The 19,876-nt window shown below is 64.4% G+C and carries 20 protein-coding genes and 1 pseudogene; 17 read left to right on the top strand and 4 right to left on the bottom strand.

Features of this window, described 5'->3' with window-relative positions:
• Positions 1-105: 105 nt before the first annotated feature.
• The 6 genes from MTX19_RS33170 to MTX19_RS33145 all read left to right on the top strand — a co-directional run bounded on the left by MTX19_RS33170 (position 106) and on the right by MTX19_RS33145 (position 5,565).
• Positions 106-1,176, top strand: a complete 1,071-nt coding sequence (locus tag MTX19_RS33170) for an aldose epimerase family protein (protein WP_280980979.1) — start codon at positions 106-108, stop codon at positions 1,174-1,176.
• 35 nt (positions 1,177-1,211) lie between these two features.
• Positions 1,212-2,090 (top strand): SMP-30/gluconolactonase/LRE family protein, encoded by an 879-nt coding sequence (locus MTX19_RS33165; RefSeq protein ID WP_280984953.1) that lies wholly within the window; start codon positions 1,212-1,214, stop codon positions 2,088-2,090.
• A 70-nt stretch (positions 2,091-2,160) separates the two neighbouring features.
• Positions 2,161-2,883, top strand: coding sequence for a TetR/AcrR family transcriptional regulator (locus tag MTX19_RS33160; RefSeq protein ID WP_280980978.1), 723 nt, complete (start codon positions 2,161-2,163; stop codon positions 2,881-2,883).
• A 24-nt stretch (positions 2,884-2,907) separates the two neighbouring features.
• Positions 2,908-3,777 carry an ABC transporter substrate-binding protein gene (locus MTX19_RS33155; RefSeq protein WP_280980977.1) on the top strand — a complete coding sequence of 290 codons (870 nt, stop codon included), beginning with the start codon at positions 2,908-2,910 and terminating at the stop codon, positions 3,775-3,777.
• Positions 3,777-4,700, top strand: coding sequence for a DUF1932 domain-containing protein (locus tag MTX19_RS33150; protein ID WP_280980976.1), 924 nt, complete (start codon positions 3,777-3,779; stop codon positions 4,698-4,700). The genes MTX19_RS33155 and MTX19_RS33150 overlap by 1 nt, the downstream gene beginning before the upstream one ends.
• Before the next feature lie 91 nt (positions 4,701-4,791).
• The gene (locus MTX19_RS33145; protein ID WP_280980975.1) at positions 4,792-5,565 is read left to right on the top strand and encodes an SDR family oxidoreductase; all 774 of its coding nucleotides are present in this window, start codon (positions 4,792-4,794) and stop codon (positions 5,563-5,565) included.
• Between the two features lie 84 nt (positions 5,566-5,649).
• On the opposite strand, the gene MTX19_RS33140 is transcribed toward MTX19_RS33145, so the two are convergent.
• A complete protein-coding gene (locus MTX19_RS33140) occupies positions 5,650-6,462 on the bottom strand; it encodes an enoyl-CoA hydratase (RefSeq protein ID WP_280980974.1) in 813 nt (270 codons plus the stop codon).
• Positions 6,463-6,903: 441 nt separating this feature from the next.
• Here MTX19_RS33140 and MTX19_RS33135 point away from each other — a divergent pair, with 441 nt between their 5' ends.
• Positions 6,904-7,557 (top strand): PilZ domain-containing protein, encoded by a 654-nt coding sequence (locus tag MTX19_RS33135; protein WP_280985663.1) that lies wholly within the window; start codon positions 6,904-6,906, stop codon positions 7,555-7,557.
• Between the two features lie 16 nt (positions 7,558-7,573).
• Positions 7,574-7,888 (top strand): PilZ domain-containing protein, encoded by a 315-nt coding sequence (locus MTX19_RS33130; protein WP_280984952.1) that lies wholly within the window; start codon positions 7,574-7,576, stop codon positions 7,886-7,888.
• Positions 7,889-7,931: 43 nt separating this feature from the next.
• Here the strand turns inward: MTX19_RS33130 and MTX19_RS33125 are convergent, their stop codons facing one another.
• Entirely contained in the window at positions 7,932-8,621 is a 690-nt protein-coding gene (locus MTX19_RS33125) for a hypothetical protein (RefSeq protein ID WP_280980973.1), read from the bottom strand.
• A gap of 165 nt (positions 8,622-8,786) precedes the next feature.
• Here MTX19_RS33125 and MTX19_RS33120 point away from each other — a divergent pair, with 165 nt between their 5' ends.
• The gene (locus MTX19_RS33120; RefSeq protein ID WP_280980972.1) at positions 8,787-9,407 is read left to right on the top strand and encodes a class I SAM-dependent methyltransferase; all 621 of its coding nucleotides are present in this window, start codon (positions 8,787-8,789) and stop codon (positions 9,405-9,407) included.
• Positions 9,408-9,426: 19 nt separating this feature from the next.
• On the opposite strand, the gene MTX19_RS33115 is transcribed toward MTX19_RS33120, so the two are convergent.
• On the bottom strand, positions 9,427-9,804 hold the full coding sequence (locus tag MTX19_RS33115; RefSeq protein WP_280980971.1) for a DUF3237 domain-containing protein: 378 nt from the start codon (positions 9,802-9,804) through the stop codon (positions 9,427-9,429).
• Between the two features lie 186 nt (positions 9,805-9,990).
• Here MTX19_RS33115 and MTX19_RS33110 point away from each other — a divergent pair, with 186 nt between their 5' ends.
• The 6 genes from MTX19_RS33110 (at position 9,991) to MTX19_RS33085 (ending at position 16,514) form a co-directional block, all read left to right on the top strand.
• Positions 9,991-10,299, top strand: coding sequence for a hypothetical protein (locus MTX19_RS33110; protein ID WP_280980970.1), 309 nt, complete (start codon positions 9,991-9,993; stop codon positions 10,297-10,299).
• A 4-nt stretch (positions 10,300-10,303) separates the two neighbouring features.
• Entirely contained in the window at positions 10,304-10,714 is a 411-nt protein-coding gene (locus MTX19_RS33105; protein WP_280980969.1) for a DOPA 4,5-dioxygenase family protein, read from the top strand.
• A gap of 155 nt (positions 10,715-10,869) precedes the next feature.
• On the top strand, positions 10,870-12,129 hold the full coding sequence (locus tag MTX19_RS33100; RefSeq protein WP_280980968.1) for a diguanylate cyclase: 1,260 nt from the start codon (positions 10,870-10,872) through the stop codon (positions 12,127-12,129).
• Positions 12,126-13,268 (top strand): EAL domain-containing protein, encoded by a 1,143-nt coding sequence (locus MTX19_RS33095; protein WP_280980967.1) that lies wholly within the window; start codon positions 12,126-12,128, stop codon positions 13,266-13,268. The genes MTX19_RS33100 and MTX19_RS33095 overlap by 4 nt, the downstream gene beginning before the upstream one ends.
• A 332-nt stretch (positions 13,269-13,600) precedes the next feature.
• Positions 13,601-14,923, top strand: coding sequence for a group II intron reverse transcriptase/maturase (gene ltrA, locus MTX19_RS33090; protein ID WP_280980119.1), 1,323 nt, complete (start codon positions 13,601-13,603; stop codon positions 14,921-14,923).
• A gap of 193 nt (positions 14,924-15,116) precedes the next feature.
• Positions 15,117-16,514: an IS1380 family transposase gene (locus MTX19_RS33085; RefSeq protein ID WP_280980118.1), complete on the top strand. Its 1,398-nt coding sequence runs from the start codon at positions 15,117-15,119 to the stop codon at positions 16,512-16,514.
• Positions 16,515-16,682: 168 nt separating this feature from the next.
• Here the strand turns inward: MTX19_RS33085 and MTX19_RS33080 are convergent.
• A pseudogene (locus MTX19_RS33080) lies at positions 16,683-17,294 on the bottom strand (IS110 family transposase); the annotation flags it as partial.
• 435 nt (positions 17,295-17,729) lie between these two features.
• Here MTX19_RS33080 and MTX19_RS33075 point away from each other — a divergent pair.
• On the top strand, positions 17,730-18,602 hold the full coding sequence (locus MTX19_RS33075) for a DUF2778 domain-containing protein (RefSeq protein WP_280980966.1): 873 nt from the start codon (positions 17,730-17,732) through the stop codon (positions 18,600-18,602).
• Between the two features lie 218 nt (positions 18,603-18,820).
• Entirely contained in the window at positions 18,821-19,870 is a 1,050-nt protein-coding gene (locus MTX19_RS33070; protein ID WP_280980965.1) for an aromatic ring-hydroxylating dioxygenase subunit alpha, read from the top strand.
• Positions 19,871-19,876: the final 6 nt, after the last annotated feature.

Genomic DNA, 19,876 nt, shown 5'->3' with positions numbered 1-19,876 from the left:
TGCGAGGACGGCCATGAGCGATCTGTTTCGTGTCGCCGTCGTCGGTTTCGGCGAGAGCGCGCGCAGGCAGCACGCGCCGGTGATCGAGGCGTATGAGGACTGACCATGACATCAGCCACCATCGATCGCGCGCCTTTTGGCAGATTGCCCGATGGTTCCCTGGTCGAACGCGTGACGCTGCGCGGTGCCGACGGTTTCGAGGCCGCCATCTTGCCCTTCGGCGCCACGCTGCAATCGCTGATGACGCCCGATCGCGACGGGCATTGCGACGACATCGTCCTTGGCCATGACGAGTTCGGCGGCTATCTGGCGCAGCGCAAGTTCTTCGGCGCGACCGTGGGGCGCTATGCCAACCGGATCGCTGGCGCACGCTTCATGCTCGACGGGAAGACGGTTGTGCTCGACGCCAACAACGGTCCCAACGCATTGCATGGTGGCCTGGAGGGTTTCGATCGCAAGCTCTGGGAGATCGTTGAACTCACCGATAATCCGGAGCAGACGCTGGTGCTCGCGCGCACCAGTCCGCATGGCGAAGAAGGCTATCCGGGCAATCTGCAGACGCGCGTGACCTATCGCGTGCGAGGTCCGACGGAGCTTTCGGTGACATTCGAGGCGACGACCGACCGTCCGACGCTTCTCAACCTGACCAACCACAGCTTCTTCAATCTCGAGGGCGCGCGTGCGGGCATGCCCATCCTCGATCACCGGCTGATGATCGATGCGGATCACTTCCTCGCAGTCGACCCGACCGCGATTCCGCTGCCGGAGCCGCCGCGTCCCGTTGACGGTACGCCGTTCGACTTCCGGAAGCCGATGGCGATCGGCGCGCGCATCAGAATAAATGACGAGCAGCTGCGGCTCGGCCGCGGCTATGACCACAATTATTGTCTGACGCCGGGCACGGGCGTGCGCTTGGCCGCGCGTCTGGAGGCGCCGGGCAGCGGCCGGGCGATGGAGCTGTTCACCGATCAGCCGGGATTGCAGTTCTATTCCGGCAATTTCCTCGACGGCTCCACTGCCGGCAAGGGCAATCGTCTGTACCGGCAATCGGACGCGTTGTGTCTCGAGCCGCATGCCTGGCCGGATACGCCGAACCGGCCTGACTTTCCGTCGGCGCGGCTCGATCCTGGCCAGATCTATCGGCGCTCGATCATCTATCGCTTCTCAACGCTGTGAGCATCGAAATGGCAGATCATGTCGCCGACGTGTTGATGGAGGAAGTACCGACATCGGTGCTGTCGGCCGAACGCTGCCATCTCGGCGAAGGGCCAACCTATGATGCCGCGACCGATACCGCCTGGTGGTTCGACATCCGCGAGCGCCGCCTGTTCGAGCATCGTTTTGCGGATGGGCGCACCATCGTTCACAGCTTGCCGAAGATGGCGAGCGCGCTGGCGCGGATCGACGCCGAGCGGCAGCTCGTCCTCACCGAGGATGGACTCTATGTTCGTCAGGTCGCGGACGGCCGCATGGCGCTGTTTGTTCAGCTGGAAGCGGATAATCCGGTGACACGTTCCAACGATGCGCGCGTGCATCCCTCGGGCACGTTCTGGCTCGGCACCATAGGACGCCAAGCGGAGAAAGCGGCGGGCGCGATCTATGCGCTGCATCGCGGCCGCATAACGCGGCTCTATTCCGGGATCACGATCCCGAACGCGATCTGCTTTTCGCCCAAAGGCGACATCGGCTATTTCGCGGATACCGCGACGAATGTGCTCTACCGCGTGCCACTCGATGCATCGACCGGCTTGCCGGTCGGCGAGCCCGTTGCGCTGATCAGGCACGAAGGTGTCGGCGGGCTGGACGGCGCGATCGTCGACGCGGACGGCATGATCTGGAACGCGCGCTGGGGCGGCGGTTGCGTCGATGTCTACGATCCCAACGGCCGCCGGCTGCGCTCGTTGCGCGTGCCGGCGAGGCAATCCAGTTGTCCAGCCTTTGTCGGCCGCGACTTCTCGCGCGTGCTGGTCACCTCGGCCTGGCAAGACATGGGTGAGGCGCAGCGCGCCGCCGATCCCGAACATGGCAGGACCTTCCTGCTCGACGCTGCGGCGTACGGCCGCGCCGAGCCGGACGTCAAGCTGTCCTGACGGATGTGCGCGGCACGGCGGCGCCGGTGCATTGTTGACGCGACCTGATTATTTGTACGATAGTACAAATATGGTCCGCAAACCCGCCAAGGCCCCCGGCACACGCAGGCCGAACATGCGTGAGGCGATCCTCGCCGCGGCGGAGGAACTGTTCTCGACCTACGGCTTCAACGCCGTGTCGGTGCGCGACATCGCGCAGGCTGCCGGCGCCAATCCCGGCAGCGTGACCTATCACTTCAAGACCAAGGACGGCTTGCTGCTCGAAATCTACCGGCGCCACTGCGGCCCGATGAACCTGCGGCGCTCCGAATTGCTGGCAGCGGCGAGGCGGGTGCGCGACCTGGAGGACCGGCTGGAGGCGATCGTACGTGCCTATGTGCTGCCGGCCTTCACCTCGGGCAGCGATCTCGCCGGCGGCGGGACGCGCTTCACGCGGCTGCGCGCGATCATGTCGGCGGAGGGCAACGAGGTCGTGCGGCGGATCATCGCGCAGACCTTCGATGACACCAGCCACGCCTTTATCGATGCGATCCATGAAAGCCTGCCGCATATTCCGCGCACCGACATCGTCTGGCGCGGCCACTTCCTGCTCGGCGCGCTCTACTACACGCTGGTGACGCCGGAGCGCGTCTCCCGGCTGTCGCGCGGCAGTGCCGACGGCACCGACGCCGGCCAGGCGATCGAGGAGCTGGTGCGTGCGACCGTCGCCTCGCTGCAAGCCGCACCGCTCGATCGAACGGCATCCCTGCGACGCAAGACGACGATTGCCGCGAGAACCCAGGGCGAACGCTGACCTCGATTTCCGGAGCTCGCTGAGATGGACAGACTTCGGCTGCGCACCGTGCTCGGCAGTCACCCGCACGTTCAGGCGGTCAAGACGGGTGCATTGCGGTCCGACCTCTTCGATCCCGACTTCGTCGAATTCACGCCGACCCACGCCGCATTCAAGCCGATGGTGCGGGAGCAGGCGTTCGACGTCTGCGAGATGGCGATCGTCACCTATCTGATGGCCAGGGCGCATGGCAAACCGCTGGTGTTGCTGCCGGCCGTCATGCTCGGCCGGTTCCAGCATGGCCATGCGCTCTATCGCGCCGATCGCGGCACGCTTGCGCCCGGCGATCTTGAAGGCAAGCGGGTCGGCATTCGCTCGTTCACGACCACGACAGGGGCGTGGATGCGCGGCATCCTTGCCAATGATTACGGCGTGAACCTCGACAGGATCGATTGGGTGACGTTCGAGGGCCCGCATGTCGCCGAATATGTTGACAGAACGGAGCGTGCGCCGCAGGGGAGGAGCATCATCCAGATGCTGAAGGACGGCGAGCTCGACGCCGTGCTGGGCGAGACGTCGAACGATCCCGCGCTCAAGCCGTTGTTCGACGATCCGGCCGGAGAAGCTGCGCGCTGGTATCGGCGGCATGGCGTCGTGCCGGTCAATCATCTGGTGGTGGTGACGGAAATGCTTGCGGCGTCGCGGCCTGACGTGGTGCGGGAGCTCTACGCGCTGCTCAAGCGCGGCAAGGCGAACGCTGGGCCGCCCGGCGTCCCGGACCTGCTGCCGTTCGGCGTCGAGGCGATCCGCAAGCCGCTCGAACTGATCATCGACTATTGCGTTCAGCAGGCGTTGATCCCCCGGCGCTTACAGGTGGACGAGCTGTTTGACGACACAACGCGGGATTTGAACTGATGACAGTCGCGAACGATCCAAGGCAATGGCAGGTCGGCCTGCTCGGCTATGGCGAGGTTGGCCGCATCCTTGCCGAAGACCTGCGCCAGCAGGGCGTCAAGGTCTGCGCCTATGACATCAAGCTCGGAAGCGAGCAGGGAAAGCCGTTGCGCGAGCATGCGGCGGGGATCGGGGTCGAGCTGACGCGATCGCATAGGGACCTCGCAGGCCAGGCTGATTTCATGGTCTCGGCGGTGACGGCGAGCCAGGCGGTGCCGGTGGCCGAGGTCTGTGCGCCGGCGATCAGAAAGGATGCCTGGTTCCTCGATTTCAACTCGGCGTCACCCGGCGCCAAGCAGCGCGCCGCGTCTTGTATCGACGGTTCCGGCGGCCGCTATGTCGAGGGCGCGGTGATGACCTCGGTGCCGCCGTACCGGATCAAGGTGCCGCTGTTGCTCGGCGGCCGCGGGGCACGGGAGCTGGCACCGCTATTGGTTACGCTCGGTTTCGCGGCCAAGGTCGCAAGCGACCAGCTCGGCATCTCCTCCGCGGTCAAGATGTGCCGCAGCATCATGATCAAGGGCCTGGAGGCCATGGTCATCGAAAGCTTCACGACCGCGCGAGCCTATGGCGTTGAGGATGCGGTGCTCGCCTCGTTGAAGGAGACCTTTCCAGCGATCGACTGGGAAAAGCAGGGCGCCTATTTCTTCCAGCGCGTGATCGAACACGGGCGGCGGCGCGCCGAGGAGGTGCGTGAGGTGGCGGAGACCGTGCGCGAGGCCGGGCTCACGCCATGGTCGGCGTCGGGCACCGCGGAACGGCAGGCCTGGATCGCCGACCTTGCCGACGAAGGCGTGTTCGGAACCAGGGGGACGCCGGAGTTCGCCCACAGCCCGGACTGGCGCACCGAAGCCGACCGGATCCTGGCGCGGGTCAAATCCTGATCGCGTGAGTGCCGCGGAGAATCCGCCGCGTTCCCTGTCGCCGCATGATGCGCTATTGCTCCGGGAAAGCTCTTTTCCTGGAGGCACTCCCATGAAGTTTTCCGGCAAGGTCGTCGCCATCACGGGCGCGGCGCGTGGCATTGGCAAGGCTTGCGCTGAACGCTTTCTCTCCGATGGCGCCAAGGTCGTCATCTCGGATGTCGATGGTGCGGCGCTGGCCAAGGCGGCCGGCGAGCTTGGGCCTGCGAATGACCTGCGCACCGTCGAGGCCGACGTCAGCAAGCGCGCCGATGTCGACCGTATCGTCGCCACGGCCGTGAAGGAATTCGGCCGGCTCGACGTCATGGTCAACAATGCCGGCGTCGCGCGCAATCGGGATTTCCTCGAGATCACCGAAGCCGAGTTCGAGGACGTTATGGGGATCAACCTCAAGGGCGCGTTCTTCGGCGTCCAGGCCGCGGCCCGCCAGATGATCGCGCAGGGCGGCGGAGGCGTGGTCGTCAACATGTCCTCGGTCAACGCGCTGCTCGCGATCCCCTCGCTTGCGACCTATGCGATGTCCAAGGGCGCGATGAAGCAGCTTACCTCGGTCGCTGCGGTAGCGCTGGCACCGCACGGCATTCGCGTCGTGGCGGTCGGGCCCGGCACGATCCTGACCGAGATGGTGGCAAACGCGATCTTCTCCTCCGAGGAGGCGCGGCGCAGCGTGCTGTCGCGTACACCGGCCGGCCGGTGCGGCCAGCCGAGCGAGGTCGCCTCGGTCGTGGCGTTCCTGGCCAGCGAGGATGCCTCCTACATTACCGGCCAGACGATCTATCCGGATGGCGGGCGGCTGATCCTCAACTACACGGTCCCGGTCAGCTAGCAGAAACAGGTGGCGTCAGTCGCGAGGGCGACGGAACTGTGCGACCTCTCCCCGCAAGCGCGGCGAGGTGCAAGTCACCCTGTCCTAGCGGCCCTTGAACTGCGGCTTGCGCTTTTCCATGAAGGCGCGGCGGCCCTCGCGAAAATCCTCGCTGTCCATGCAGTCGATGCCGATCTGCTTGATCGCGGCCATGTCGCGGTCGTCAGGATCCTTCAGCACCTGTGCAATGGTGATCTTGGCGGCCTTGATCGCGAGCGGCGCATTGCCCGAGATGGTGCGCGCGATCTCCATCGTCGCGTCCCACAGTTCGGCATCCGGCAGCACCCGGTCGACCAGCCCGATCCGCAGCGCCTCCGCGGAATCGATCCGCATGCCCGTGTACATGATCAGCCGCGCCCAGGATGGCCCGACCAGCGAGACCAGATGGCGCAGCCCGTCATAGCCATAGGCGATGCCGAGCTTGGCGGCGGGAATGCCGAACTGGCCGCTTGCGCCGGAGATGCGAATGTCGGCGAGCATCGCGACCTGCATGCCGCCGCCGAGGCAGAAGCCGCGGATGCAGGCGATGGTCGGCTTCGGATAGTCGGCGAGCAAAGCGCGCTGGGCGGCGCTGCGCCGTGAATATTCCTCCGAGGCTTCGGCGTTGTGCCTGGTCTTCTCGAACTGGCTGATGTCGGCGCCCGAGACGAAGGCCTTGTCGCCGGCGCCGACCAGGATCACGACGCGGACACCGGGATCATCGCGCAACGCTGCCAGCGCCTCGCCAAAGCCTTCCCACATCTCCAGCGACATCGCGTTGCGCTTCTCGGGATTGTTGAAGGTGATGACGCCGACGCCGTCGACCACGCTTTGCAAGATCTTGCCGTCGGCGAGCGATTTCTGGGGAATGTTGGGCATGCGGGGGTCCGGTCTGGTTCAGGAATCGAGGAGCGGATCGAACAGGCGCATCCGGGCTTGCCCCTCAATCGCGAGTCTAGCGAAAACCGCCCACTAGTCATCCCGCCTTGGGAGACGACCTGATGCACGCGGAACGCGCTTTTGCATGGCTTTTCTGCTCTCCGTAGTTGTGCGGTGTGAGAAATAAACATCCGCGAAAGGGTTGAGCGCTAAAGTGGCCGCAGCCCGCGTCCGTCCCGGGTTTAGTTTTTATTAGCAATTTGCCGGTAGAACCGTGCTGCACCCGTCCGCCGGGACCGATCCTGCGCCAGGTTGTGGCGTAAGCCGCAGCGTCCGCTGCCGGCGGAGCGTCGGTACGGTCGGGCCGAACCCCGGGGCCGGCCAGGAAAGTCAATCCGTCCGAAACTTGTGCGATCAGATCACGTCCAGCGAGGCCTTGCCGTGTCTGTTGAAAAGTTTCTCAAGCAGCGCGCGGTCAAGATCATCGTTGACGGCAGCTACACGCTGCCGAACTGGTACGACGCGCAGGGCCGGCTGCGCACCTTCGCCTGCCGCACAAAGCGCGTCTCGCCGTTCCGCATGATCGTCGACGTCCCGGTGGTCGGCAAGATCGGGGACCGGCTGACGTCGTATTTTGAGGAGTTCGGCAGGTTCGAGGGCTCCATCACCGACACCATGAGCGGGAGCTTCCTCTTCGAACTCGAGATGACCCGCGCGATGCGCGAGAAGTTCGCCGACAAGCTGACCTGGATCGAGAAGAGGCAGAAGGATCCGAGCGTCCTCGAGGTGCGTGACAATCCGCGCTTCGTTCCTTCGAATCCGCACGCCGTGTTGACGCTGGCCGACGGCAGCACGCGAGGTTGTTTCCTGATCGACGTTTCGCTGTCGGGGGCGGCGGTGTCTTCCGAGGTGCAGCCGCCGATCGGCATGCCGCTCGCAGTCGGTGCGTGCATCGGGCGCGTAGTCCGGTATCTTCCGAACGGATTCGCGATCAAGTTCGTCGAGACCTACAAGCAGAAGGACCTAGTGCGGCTCATCTCGCGCAAGACCAGGGAGCCTCAATCGGCCTCCGCCGAGGCCGATTCGGTCGCGTAGCAGGCGGCTGCCGACGATGACCGGGCAGGAGCGACGATCATCATCGCGGATCAGGTTCGAGCAGCCGATGCCCGCGCAATTGATGGCGATCGACGGCACGTGGTGGCGCGAGTGCACGATGGACCATGTCTCCGAGAATGGGGCGAGGCTGACCGTCGGCGCCTCGATGGAGGGCCTGAACCTGGTCGAGTTCTTTCTGCTGCTCTCCTCGAAGGGGCTCGCGTACCGACGCTGCAAGCTCGCCTGGGTCAATGGCGATCGGATCGGCGTCACGTTCCTGCGGCGCGGCAAGACGCCGGCGAAGCCGCCGCGCAGCGAGACGGCCGTCTAGCTGGTTGCGCTGCACCTGCAGCGATCCTGCCTGCCGCGGCTGGTCATGGTGCAAGATCCTCCGGATCCTGCGCCGACTTCAGGCGCAATGCGCCGTCGTCCGGCGTCACCGCGATTGCAATCTCCCGCGCGAGGTTGGTGCATTCGGCCCACAGCAGGAAGAACACCAGCGGCGGCCGCTTGCCCCCCTGCAGCATCTGCCGGCAACGCTCCGCAGCACCCTCGATCGCCCACCATTGCCGGGCGACGACCATGACCCTGCGGAAGCTGCGCAAGGTGCCGGAGAATTTCTGCGGATCGGCACCCGAGAGGGCCCCGCAATGGTTCAGCCAGTTCAGCGCAGCGTAGATCGCGATCCCGTAGTCTTCGATCGGCGTGCCCGTGAAATCGATGATCGTGTTCTCGTGCGGGCGTTGCCGCAGGAAGGCGTCGATCATGTCGGCCTGGCGGGCGGGATCGACGAGCAGCGGCGCGTCCTGCCGCGGCACCATCGGCAGATAGCGCATGGCTTCAAGCCGCGTATGCTCCCAGATCGCGCGGCCATCGCCGTTTGTGTCTACCGCCTTGCGTTTGCAGGCCGGATAGACCAGCGCGCCGTTGTCGACGAGATCGAGATAGCGCGGCACCGCCTTGTCGAGTGCGGCGAGAAACGCCAGCGGGTCAGTGAGGCCGCCGAAGTCGAAGGCGGCATCCTCCGAAGGCTTCTTGACGCGTGTCCAGCCAAACGTGGCCATGCGGGCGCCCCAATCTCAACCCGTCTCTAGGCTAGATGGAAAATCGGACAAATCAAATGCGGCATTTGCGGCCGGTTGACGGGGGTAATCGCGGCTCATAAGTCATGGTCATCGGTGCGCAGCGCAGCTTGCCCCGCAACCACCGACTGCCGGGACCGCTTCGCCATGACCGCCTCAGATCGTCAATCGCATTGGCAGACCGTCTACCTGACCAAGGGCGAGCAGCAGGTGAGCTGGTCGCAGGCCGATCCGCAGCCTTCGCTGCGCCTGATCGAATCGGTCGCCGTGAGCCGGGACGCATCCATCATCGACGTCGGTGGCGGCGCGTCGCGCCTGGTCGATGCCCTGCTGACGGATGGATTTCATACACTGACGGTGCTCGACATCTCTGATGCCGCACTCACGAGGGCGCGGGAGCGGCTCGGCGCGGCGGGCGAAGGCGTGCGCTGGATCACGCGCGATGCGACAGTCTGGCAGCCAGAGCAAGCCTTTGACGTCTGGCACGACCGCGCGGCATTTCATTTCCTGGTCGAGGAGGCGGACCGCTCGGCCTATCTCGACCGGCTCAATCGCGGCGTCAGGCCGGGCGGTCACGCCGTCATCGGCACCTTCGCGCTCGATGGTCCGGAGAAATGCAGCGGCCTGCCGGTGCAGCGCTACGATTCCGTGACGCTCAGCCGGACGATTGGTCCGGCATTCGAGCTGGTCGCACAGGAGCCGCATCGGCACGTCACGCCCTGGGGCGCGACGCAGTCGTTCCAGTTCAGCGTGCTGCGGCGCCTGTAGCGGATCGGCGATCCCGATATCAGACGACCTGCGCGATCTTGTAGGCGATGCCGCCCCCGACGAGGTAGCCGATCCCCACACAGACGATGTCGTTGAGCCAGGCGTATTGGCTCGCGCCGGTCTCGAACAGCGGGTTGGTGCGAAAATAATAGCTGCGAGGATCGACCTGGTAGCGCCTGACCGGATCGGCGATGTCGGCGCGCAGTTCGGGCGGCGTCACCCAGCGGCCGCCATAGGTCATGTGCACCAAGGCGCCGTCATGCGTCTTCAGCACCAGCCGCACGTCCAGTGACATCGTTCCGTCCGGGCGAAACAGCGCCCAGTCGCCGCCGTCGGCGATAACCTCGCCGCGCAGTTTCGGTCCCTCGAACGTGCCGCCGGCCGCGCCGAACAGCACGCGCCGGCCGAGCGGGCCGTCCCGAACGCCGGTGTCTCAAGCAACATGTCGGAATGAAACAGCTTCATCGCTGCGGGAAGGTCCTGACGGCTCTTAGCCGCGGCGAGGCCCTGCGCGAGCGCGAACATCCGGTGCGCGTCCATGATCGACTCCATTCATTCCGAATGTATTTAATATACATAATGTATGATATATACCGCTCGTATCTACGGGCGCATCGTGATCCAGGAGGCGCCGGCGATCCTCGGCAACCAGCGCTATCGCGAGATCGAGGAGGCGCATCCGATGGCGCTGCTCGGCGCCACGCTGAATGCGCTGAAGCGCGAGGGCGAGATCGCCTTTGACGACATGGGGCTCTTGACCAGGCTGCTCGACGCCATGATCTGCAAGGTGGCGATCATGCTGCCGGACGCCGACGACGCCAGAAGGCTGCGGAAGGACGCGCACAAGCTGTTCGAAAGCCTGCTAACCGGCCTTAGTCAGAAAGAGGGATGACGAGATGACGGACGCGCCGCGCACGATCGGCGAGATCGCGAGCTATCACGCCCATGTTTATTATGACCCCGCCACCAGCCGGGCCGAGGCGGAGCGGCTGCGCAACTGGATCGGCGAACGCTTCCTGGTCACGCTCGGGCGCTGGCACGACGTCAAGGTCGGCCCGCACGATCAGGCGATGTATCAGGTGGCCTTTGCGGCGGAGCTGTTTCCCACGCTCGTGCCATGGTTGATGCTGAATCATGGCAGCCTGAGCATCCTGGTCCATCCCAACACGACGAACCCGCGGCGCGATCATCGTGACGATCCGCTCTGGATCGGGACGCCGCTCGCGGTCCATGCCGACAAACTGCCGGAGGAGGCCGAAATGGAGCAGGCGCCGGCGCCGAACACGACGCCAAGCTTGCGTCCCTGAGCGGCGGCTCCCCGTTCGTGCTCAGCGTCCGGATATGTACAGTTTGAGCGAATTGCGTTGCAACCAAGTCGCTTCAAACTCATTGCGTTTTGCAACGTGAGGTTAAGCCGTAGTTCCTACGCTCTGCCCGACAAATTATTGTTTCGGGCGTTCTCATGTTCTTTTCGTTTCGAAGCAAGTCGCTCTGGCGGGTGGTTGGGCCGCTGATCGCGATCGTATTTTTGCAAGCCAGCCTGTCGGCCGGCAGCCTCCAGGTGATGTCGGCCGTGAGGGCCTATGTGGCCGGCGAAAGCCTCTGGTCCAAGGGGCAGAAGGACGCCATCCATTATCTTCAGATCTATGTCAGCACCGGCACGTCCGACTATCTGAGGAAGTTCGACGCCGCGATCGCGGTGCCGCTGGCCGACCGCACGGCGCGGATAGCCCTGGAAGCGCCTGATAACAACGATGCTGTGGCGCGCGTTGCTTTCGCCAAGGCGGGCAACCATGATGACGACATCGGCGGCCTGATTTGGCTGTTCAAGTATTTCCGCAAGCTGCGCCACGTTGCCGGCGCCGTGACGGCGTGGCGGAATTCGGATGTGCTGCTCGATCAGCTCATCCAGATTCGCAACGAGGCCGAAAACGACCGCGCATTGCACGATCCGTCCGCGGCGACCATCAGGCATTGGGCCCAACGGATCGGCGCGGTCGACGCAGCGCTGAGCGCGCTTGCCGTCGATTTCTCGGATCATCTTGGGAAGGCGTCGCGCCAGGTGTCCTCGCTGTTGCTGCTCGTCAATGCCCCGATCGCGGCCTGCCTCGCCGGCATCGTCCTGTTCCACACGCGACGGATGCTGCAGCGGCGCTGGCTGGCGGAGACCGCGCTCGCCGTGGAGAAGGAGCGCGCCCAGCTCACACTGGCCTCGATCGGCGATGCCGTGATCGTGACGACGCCGGACGACCGGGTCGGCTACATGAATCCCGCTGCGCAGCGGCTGCTCGCGGCAGGGCAGGATGCGACCGACCAGCCGGTCTCGTCGCTGTTCCAGATCACCGAGCAGCCGCTGCAGGGATCGCTCCGGACGCTTGAGGCCGACGGCGAAAGCGCGTCACAGCAGCGGCTGCTGCGGCCCGATCAGTCCAGCGTACCGGTCTCCGTGGTCGAGAGGCCGATTGTGCATGCAGGCCACCCCGCCGGCCGCGTCATGATCATTCATGACATGACGGCAGAGCGGCGGCTGGTCGAGGAGCTGGCATGGGCTGCTTCGCATGATGCGCTCACCGGCCTCGCCAACCGGCGCCAGTTCGAGTTCGAGCTCCACAAATCGATGGCGGAGCTTTCGGCGGCCAGTGCCGATCTGATGCTGATCGATCTCGACCAGTTCAAGATCATCAACGACACCTCGGCCATATGGCGGGTGACCGGCTGTTGAAGCAAGTCGCAAGGCTGCTGGCGACGGAAGTCGGCGGTGACGGGCTGGTGGCGCGTCTCGGCGGCGACGAGTTCGGCATCCTGCTGCGCGAGGACGGCGGTGCCGCCTCCGATGTTGCGGAGCGGATCAGGGCGGTGGTCGAGCAGTCGAGCTTCGTCCATGAGGGCTCGAGCTTCCGGATCAGCACGAGCATCGGTCTGGTCAGGCTGGACGATTGCGCCGGTGTGCAGGACGCGTTGCGGCTTGCCGACGTCGCCTGCTTCCTCGCCAAGGACAAGGGGCGCAACCGTGTCCAGGAGCACCGTCCGTCGGATACCGACCTGACGGTGCGCGTCACCGAGATGAGCTGGGTCAATCGCATCCGCAAGGGATTGGACGAAGGACGCTTCTGCCTCTACGAGCAGGAAATCCGTCCCGTAGCCGGTGCACTGAAGGGCCACGAGCGGCGCGAGCTGCTGCTGCGCTTGCGCGACGAAAATGGCGGCCTGGTGCCGCCCGGCAGCTTCCTGCCTGCCGCCGAGCGTTACGGCCTGATGCCGCTGATCGACCGCTGGGTTGTGCGCCGCGCCTTCGAGCTCATCGCCGAGCGCAAGCACAGCCACCGCAAGATCGCCGGCTACGCCATCAATCTTTCCGGCGCCACCATCGGCGACAGCGATTTCGTCGAGTTCGTCGCCGAGCTGTTCATGCAGTACGACGTTCCGCCGACGCTGGTTTGCTTCGAGATCACCGAGACCAGTGCGATCTCCAATTTGGACGAGGCGCGGAAGTTCATTGCGCGGCTGAGGGGGATCGGCTGCAGCTTCTCGCTCGACGATTTCGGCACCGGCATGTCCTCGATCGCCTATCTGAAGCATCTGCCGGTCGACTTCATCAAGATCGACGGCTCGTTCGTGAAGGAGATCCTGAGCAGCAAGGTTGATCGCGCGATGGTCGAGCTGATCACCAAGACCGCGAAGATCATGCAGAAGCAGGTGGTCGCGGAGTTCGTCGAAAGCGTCGCCATCCTGGACGAGCTGCTCCAGATCGGGGTCGACTATGTTCAGGGCTATGCCATAGGCAAGCCCGTGCCGGTTCTCACCCTGAGAAGATCGCCTGAAAGGCCGCCTTGGGCGGTCGAGCAATCCAGCGGGCCGTAATATGAGTGAAGTCTGAGCAGGCCTCGAAAGTGAAGATGCGGATGCCGACCCGCCTGAGATACGGGGAAGGCCGTGTGGATAGGGAAGCAATCGACGTGCGCACCTGTTTGATCCGCCGGGGTAGTGGACTCGGCACGCTGGAAGGGCGATGCGGGTAATCGGGGGAGACCCGCAGCGGGCGGAGGTCGCGTCTTCAACGTCGCAATTGGCGGCGGCCTGCAGCGGGAGTCGGACAGGGACGCGGTACCGTTGAAACCGGGTAATGCCGGCGGAGGGAAGGTCCCTGACTTCTGGTGTGCTTTCAAAGACGGTGAGGAAACAGGTGATTGGCGATGAGCCTCGAAACGCCTGAAAGGATCAGGACCCTTCAGAGAAAGCTCTATTGCAAGGCGAAGGCGGAGCCTGCCTACCGCTTCTATTTGCTCTACGACAAGATCTGCCGTGAGGACATTCTGCGCCACGCCTACGCGCTGGCCCGTGCCAATGCGGGTGCGCCTGGTGTTGACGGGGTGACCTTTGAGCAGATCGAGGCGTCGGGCGTGGAAGCATGGTTAGCGGGGCTGCGCGAGGACCTCGTTTCGAAGACGTACCGACCCGATCCGGTGCGGCGGGTGATGATCCCGAAGCCCGGGGGAGGCGAGCGCGCGCTCGGCATTCCCACGATCCGCTGTCGCGTCATTCAGACTGCCGCCAAACTCGTGTTGGAACCGATATTCGAAGCGGACTTCGAGGACAGTGCTTATGGCTATCGTCCGCGTCGCAGCGCGGTCGATGCGATCAAGGAAACGCACCGGCTGATTTGCCGGGGCTATACCGACGTGGTTGACGCCGATTTGTCGAAATATTTCGACACGATCCCGCATTCGGACCTCCTCAAATCGGTGGCCCGACGCATCGTTGACCGGCATGTGCTGTGGCTGATCAAGCTGTGGCTGCAAGCGCCGGTCGAGGAGCGGGACGGCAACGGGAAGCGGCGCATGAGTGGCGGCAAGAACAGCAAGCGCGGCACACCGCAAGGCGGTGTTGCAAGCCCGCTGCTCTCCGTCATCTATATGAACCGGTTCCTGAAGCATTGGCGATTGACCGGACGCGGCGAAGCCTTCCGCGCCCACATCGTCTCGTACGCCGACGACTTCGTCATCCTCAGCCGCGGCTATGCGCACGAGGCTCTGGCGTGGACGAAAGCGGTGATGACGAAACTCGGGCTGACGCTCAACGAGGCGAAAACCTCGGTGAAGGATGCCCGGCGCGAGAGCTTCGACTTCCTTGGTTATAGCTTCGGGCCGCATCGGTACCGGAAAGATGGCCATTGGTATCTGGGCGCGAGCCCGTCCAAGAAGAGTGTTCAGCGGCTCAAAGCCAAGGTGAGCGATATCCTGGTCCCCGGCAACACCGGGTGCTGGCTTGACGTGCGTGACCGGCTCAATCGCTTGTTGCGAGGCTGGAGCACGTACTTCGGCTACGGCACTCGGAAACCGGCGTACCGGACCGTCGATAACCATGTGTACGAACGGGTCCGCGGATTCCTGGTCCGACGTCACAAGGTGCCGTCGCGTGGCACCCGCCTCTTCCCGCGAGAGGCTGTGTTTGGCGCGCTCGGGGTCTTGCACCTCCGACGCGTCCACTTGGGACCGCCGCCGTGGGCCTTGCACTGAAGCCAGTCGGAAAGCCGGATGCGGTAGCTCCGCACGTCCGGTTTGATGAGCGAGGAAGGGAAACGGGGCGTTGCCGAATGGCCCAAGCTACCGCGCCCTTCCCCGACTCTACCAGTGTTGAGGCGCATCGGGGCGCGAATCAGCGAAAGTTCTTTTGCGAGAAGGACTTTGCGATGATTCAAGGAATGCCCCGATGCCGACAGAGTGTAGCGCAGAACGGTTTGATTTTGGAGTGGTGGAAGGCCGGGCTGTGGAAGCGGCCTTTGATGCTGGCCTGGTGACGTCGGACGCTGGAGCGCTGCTTCTGGGCGCCGCCGATCGAGCGATCGATCTGGTGGGGCGTTTTGCAGATTGCTTTCGCGATCATCGCCGTCCGGACTTGATCGAGCATGCGGTCGGGACGTTGGTCGGACAACGGGTCTTTGGCATTGCACTTGGCTACGAAGATCTCAACGATCACGACGAGCTGCGGCACGACCCGCTGATGGCGGTGCTGGCGGGCAAGCTTGAGGCCAAGCGCGAGGACTGCGCGCCGGTGGCCGGCAAGTCGACGCTGAACCGGCTGGAGCTGAGCCGAAACGAGCCTTCGCGCTATCACAAGATCGCCTACGACGCGGCGGCGATCGAGGCGTTGCCGGTGACGCTATTCCTGGAGGCGCACAAGCGACCGCCGGCGCAGATCATCCTCGATCTCGACGCCACCGACGACCCGCTGCACGGGCATCAGGAAGGACGCTTCTTCCACGGCTATTACGACTGTTACTGCTATCTGCCGCTGTACGTGTTCTGCGGCCGGCATCTGTTGGCGGCCAAGCTGCGGCCCTCCGACATTGACGCCAGCGCGGGCAGCGTCGCGGAGGTCGAGCGGATTGTCCGGCAAATCCGCGTCCACTGGCCGTTCGTGCGCATCCTGCTGCGCGCCGACAGTGGCTTTGCGCGCGAGGCGCTGATGGCGTGGTGCGAACGGAACCGCGTGGATTACCTGTTCGGGCTCGCCCGCAACACGCGCCTGGTCGCCATGATCGAAGAGGAGCTCGCCGCGGCGCGGGCTGCAGCCGAGAAGACCGGCCGCCCGGCGCGCCGCTTCAAGGACTTCCAGTGGAGCACGCGCGGCACCTGGAGCCGAAGGCGCCGCGTCGTCGCCAAGGCGGAGTGGACAAAAGGGGAAGCCAATCCGCGCTTCGTCGTGACCTCGCTCAAGCGGGCCGAGGCGGGTGCGCGGCAGCTCTACGAGGACATTTACTGCGCCCGTGGCGAGATGGAAAACCGCATCAAGGAGTGCCAGCTCGATCTCTACGCCGACCGCACTTCCGCGGCGACCATGCGCGCCAACCAACTGCGGTTGTGGTTCGCCTCGATGGCCTATGTGCTGATCTGTGCCCTGAGGCGCATCGGCCTTGCCGAAACCATCTTTGCGGACGCCACCTGCGGCACCATCCGCCTCAAGCTCCTGAAGATCGGCGCACTGGTGCGCATCAGCGTCCGCCGCATCAAGATCGCCATGGCCTCGGCCTGTCCGGCCGCCGAACCGTGGGGCATCGCCGCGCACCGCCTGGCCAAAGCCGCCGGAGCCCGCGCCTCGCCGGCCTGACACGCGAAGCTGCGACGCGCCAAACCGCGGCATCGCCAACTGGCCCACCGGAGAAACCCACAACCTAATCCCGCCAGCCGCGCCTTCCCGCGCAGCAACCCTTCATGGCCATACTGGCACACCAAATCGGTGTTGTCAGATCAGTCGGCCCTGTGAGAAATGCGGGCTAGACAGCCCCTCGATACGCGCATCCAGCCGGCGCCAGTCGCCCGCCAGATCCTCGATGATGCGTAACATGCGAGGCGAGAGCACATCGGTGCGCGTCGCGAGGATACCCGGCAACTCGGATCGCAGGGAATGCAGGCCTTGGCGTACGGCGATGCCCCGCTCCAGCAGAAACGCACGGATCTGATTGATGACGCCGGTACGCTGACTGACCAATCGATCGCGGACGCGGTGCAGCGCCTGAAGGTCGAGCTGATCGGCTGTCTTGGTTGCGACGAATTTCATGGTCGGGCGTTGGACAGCCTCGGCGATGGCTTCCGCATCTCGGAAGTCATTCTTCTGTCCTTTCGAATACGGGCGCACGTCTTTCGCCGGCATCAAGCGAGCGTCGTGGCCGAGCATTTGGAGCTTGCGACTGAGGTGATGCGCGCCGACGCAAGCCTCCATCCCGATCAAGCAGGGCGGGAAGTTGGCGAGCCGTCTTTCCACCTGGCTGCGTGACCACTTCTGCCGCAGCACGATGGCACCGCGGTGATCATGACCTACGAGGTGGAACGAGTTCTTGCCGATATCGATGCCGATCACGGCGACCGCTGTGTTGAGGTTCCGAGACATGGCGTGCTCCTTGACCTGAGCGCCCCTTGCCAGCTTCTCGCACTGGCGGGGCCGGAGCACGGCCGGACCATTCCATTCTATCGGGGGCGCCTTTCCGCCGTTTGAGGCCCTCTGGGCACTGATTCTGGCGCATTTTCCACCCCCAGAAGCTTAAAAAAGCGTGCTGTCGTCCCTCTCTGTCTCGATTATGCCTTACTCTAATTCCCTGATATACTGAGGTTTCGGTGAATCCCACATGGGCCGGAACAGGCCCGAGAACACCGAACTTGGGGATGGATGGGTCAACGAACGACGAAAGCTGCCGGGCGCAGGTCTAGCCGCGGCATGTCATTGGTGGGCAGCACGGCATTGGCCGTCGGCGCGCTTGCCTTGTCGTCGGGTCTTGCCGCGTGGATGGTCGGCGTTGATCCCGCCGCTTGGCTGCATGGGCCGGCGTTGGCTAACACTTCTGCCGCGCTGACTTTCGACGATCGCTTCGGCTCTCGCTCCACGCTCAATTCGGCTTCGATCTATTATCCTCTGCGCCGTGGTATCCGTTCGGATCGCGCTGACTTCAAGACCGAGTTCGACCAGATCGAAGACGCGCTGGCCGGCCAGCAGTTGCGTAACACGCAGATCGATCTGCCCAGCCAGGAGGAGGAGACAGCCGCCTTGCCGCCGCCCGCGCCGGCTGTCGCAGCAATACCGATGCCGCGATCCCGCCCGGCCGAGGCCAACCTGATCGCGCGGAACGATACGCCGCCCCCGCCGCCGGTGCAGCAGGCCGATAACCGGACGTTTTTCCAGAAGATTGCCGACATGATGCCGGCAAAGCTGCAACTGGCCTCACTCGATCCGAATGACGGGCTGCTGTCCGGTCCGAGCCCGAACCTCCGCGCGCTCGGCTATGACAACGCCACGGCGGTCTACGACATCACCGGGCGTGTCGTGTACATGCCCGACGGCACCAAGTTCGAGGCGCATTCCGGTCTCGGCAACCTGCTGGACGATCCGGCACATGTGAACGCCCGCAACGCCGGTGCGACGCCACCCGGCATCTATGAGATGAAGCCGCGCGAAAAGCTGTTCCACGGCGTGCCCGCGTTGCGGATGACCCCGGTCGACGGCAGCGACACGTTCGGACGCGTTGGCCTGCTCGTTCACAGCTACATGCTCGGCCCGAACGGCGACTCCAACGGCTGCATCTCGGTCAAGCATTACGACAAGTTCCTGCAAGCCTACCGCAGCGGCCTGGTCAAGCGCATCGCCGTCGTGGTCAGCATCAAGGACACGCAGTCGGCCTCGAGCCGCTCGCCGTCCAACTCGTAAATCACCCTCCATCCAATTCTAAGTTCTCTCGGCGCGAATGGCGCCGACCAGCCAGGTGCATCCTGCGTCGCGGGTATGCGCGGCCCATGCGAGGCTATTCATGTCATTATGTATACATGAATCGGAAATTAGAGGCGAAAATGGCCGATCCTTGCATAACTCAAGGCAACTATGTATACAGTAGGTACGCAAGCAGCGCTGATTACCGGGAGGCCGCCATGTCAAAACCATTTCCGATGAACGCGTGGTACGCGGCCGGCTGGGACGCCGAGATCAAGCATGCGCTGCTGCCGCGCACGATCTGCGGCAAGCATGTCGTGATGTATCGGAAGGGCGACGGCGAGGTCGTGGCGCTGGAGGATGCCTGCTGGCACCGCTTGGTGCCGCTGTCCAAGGGCCGGCTCGAGGGCGACACCGTGGTCTGCGGCTATCACGGCCTGAAGTACAATGCGCAGGGCCGCTGCACCTTCATGCCCTCGCAGGAGACGATCAATCCGTCGGCCTGCGTGCGCGCCTATCCGGTGGTTGAACGTCACCGCTTCGTCTGGCTTTGGATGGGCGATCCCGCGCTCGCTGACCCCGAACTGGTGCCCGACATGCACTGGAATAATGATCCTGCCTGGGCCGGCGATGGCAAGACCATTCACGTCAAGTGCGACTACCGTCTCGTGGTCGATAACCTCATGGATCTCACCCACGAAACCTTCGTGCACGGCTCCAGCATCGGCAATGACGCGGTCGCCGAAGCTCCCTTCGACGTCACCCATGGCGAGAAGACCGTGACAGTGACGCGCTGGATGAAAGGCATCGAGGCGCCGCCGTTCTGGGCCAAGCAGTTGCAGAAGCCGGGTCCGGTCGACCGATGGCAGATCATCCGCTTCGAGGCGCCGTGCACGGTCAATATCGACGTCGGCGTCGCGCCGGCCGGATCAGGTGCGCCCGAAGGTGACCGCTCGGCGGGCGTCAACGGCTATGTGCTCAACACCATCACGCCGGAGACCGAGAAGACCACCCATTACTTCTGGGCCTTCGTGCGCAATCACCGCCTCACCGAGCAACGCCTGACCACGGAGATCCGCGAGGGCGTCGCCGGCATCTTCCACGAGGACGAGATCATTCTCGAGGCGCAACAGCGCGCGATGGACGAGAACCCGGACCGCGTATTCTACAACCTCAACATCGATGCCGGCGCGATGTGGGCGCGGCGCGTCATCGACCGCATGGTGGCGAAGGAGAACCCGCCCCAGCACCTGCAGGCGGCCGAGTAATCAAGG

Origin of the sequence: Bradyrhizobium sp. ISRA464, from assembly GCF_029910095.1 — a bacterium.
In the GTDB taxonomy this organism is placed as follows: domain Bacteria; phylum Pseudomonadota; class Alphaproteobacteria; order Rhizobiales; family Xanthobacteraceae; genus Bradyrhizobium.
Note: the sequence above shows the minus strand (reverse complement) of the source record. Positions and strands in the feature narration are given on the sequence as shown.

Excerpts from the sequence above, each read along its gene's own strand:
- MTX19_RS33170 (WP_280980979.1), top strand. The coding sequence starts at position 106 with ATGACATCAGCCACCATCGATCGCGCGCCTTTTGGCAGATTGCCCGAT.
- MTX19_RS33165 (WP_280984953.1), top strand. The coding sequence starts at position 1,212 with ATGGAGGAAGTACCGACATCGGTGCTGTCGGCCGAACGCTGCCATCTC.
- MTX19_RS33160 (WP_280980978.1), top strand. The coding sequence starts at position 2,161 with ATGGTCCGCAAACCCGCCAAGGCCCCCGGCACACGCAGGCCGAACATG.
- MTX19_RS33155 (WP_280980977.1), top strand. The coding sequence starts at position 2,908 with ATGGACAGACTTCGGCTGCGCACCGTGCTCGGCAGTCACCCGCACGTT.
- MTX19_RS33150 (WP_280980976.1), top strand. The coding sequence starts at position 3,777 with ATGACAGTCGCGAACGATCCAAGGCAATGGCAGGTCGGCCTGCTCGGC.
- MTX19_RS33145 (WP_280980975.1), top strand. The coding sequence starts at position 4,792 with ATGAAGTTTTCCGGCAAGGTCGTCGCCATCACGGGCGCGGCGCGTGGC.
- MTX19_RS33140 (WP_280980974.1), bottom strand. The coding sequence starts at position 6,462 with ATGCCCAACATTCCCCAGAAATCGCTCGCCGACGGCAAGATCTTGCAA.
- MTX19_RS33130 (WP_280984952.1), top strand. The coding sequence starts at position 7,574 with ATGACCGGGCAGGAGCGACGATCATCATCGCGGATCAGGTTCGAGCAG.
- MTX19_RS33125 (WP_280980973.1), bottom strand. The coding sequence starts at position 8,621 with ATGGCCACGTTTGGCTGGACACGCGTCAAGAAGCCTTCGGAGGATGCC.
- MTX19_RS33120 (WP_280980972.1), top strand. The coding sequence starts at position 8,787 with ATGACCGCCTCAGATCGTCAATCGCATTGGCAGACCGTCTACCTGACC.
- MTX19_RS33110 (WP_280980970.1), top strand. The coding sequence starts at position 9,991 with ATGATATATACCGCTCGTATCTACGGGCGCATCGTGATCCAGGAGGCG.
- MTX19_RS33105 (WP_280980969.1), top strand. The coding sequence starts at position 10,304 with ATGACGGACGCGCCGCGCACGATCGGCGAGATCGCGAGCTATCACGCC.
- MTX19_RS33100 (WP_280980968.1), top strand. The coding sequence starts at position 10,870 with ATGTTCTTTTCGTTTCGAAGCAAGTCGCTCTGGCGGGTGGTTGGGCCG.
- ltrA (WP_280980119.1), top strand. The coding sequence starts at position 13,601 with ATGAGCCTCGAAACGCCTGAAAGGATCAGGACCCTTCAGAGAAAGCTC.
- MTX19_RS33085 (WP_280980118.1), top strand. The coding sequence starts at position 15,117 with ATGCCGACAGAGTGTAGCGCAGAACGGTTTGATTTTGGAGTGGTGGAA.
- MTX19_RS33070 (WP_280980965.1), top strand. The coding sequence starts at position 18,821 with ATGTCAAAACCATTTCCGATGAACGCGTGGTACGCGGCCGGCTGGGAC.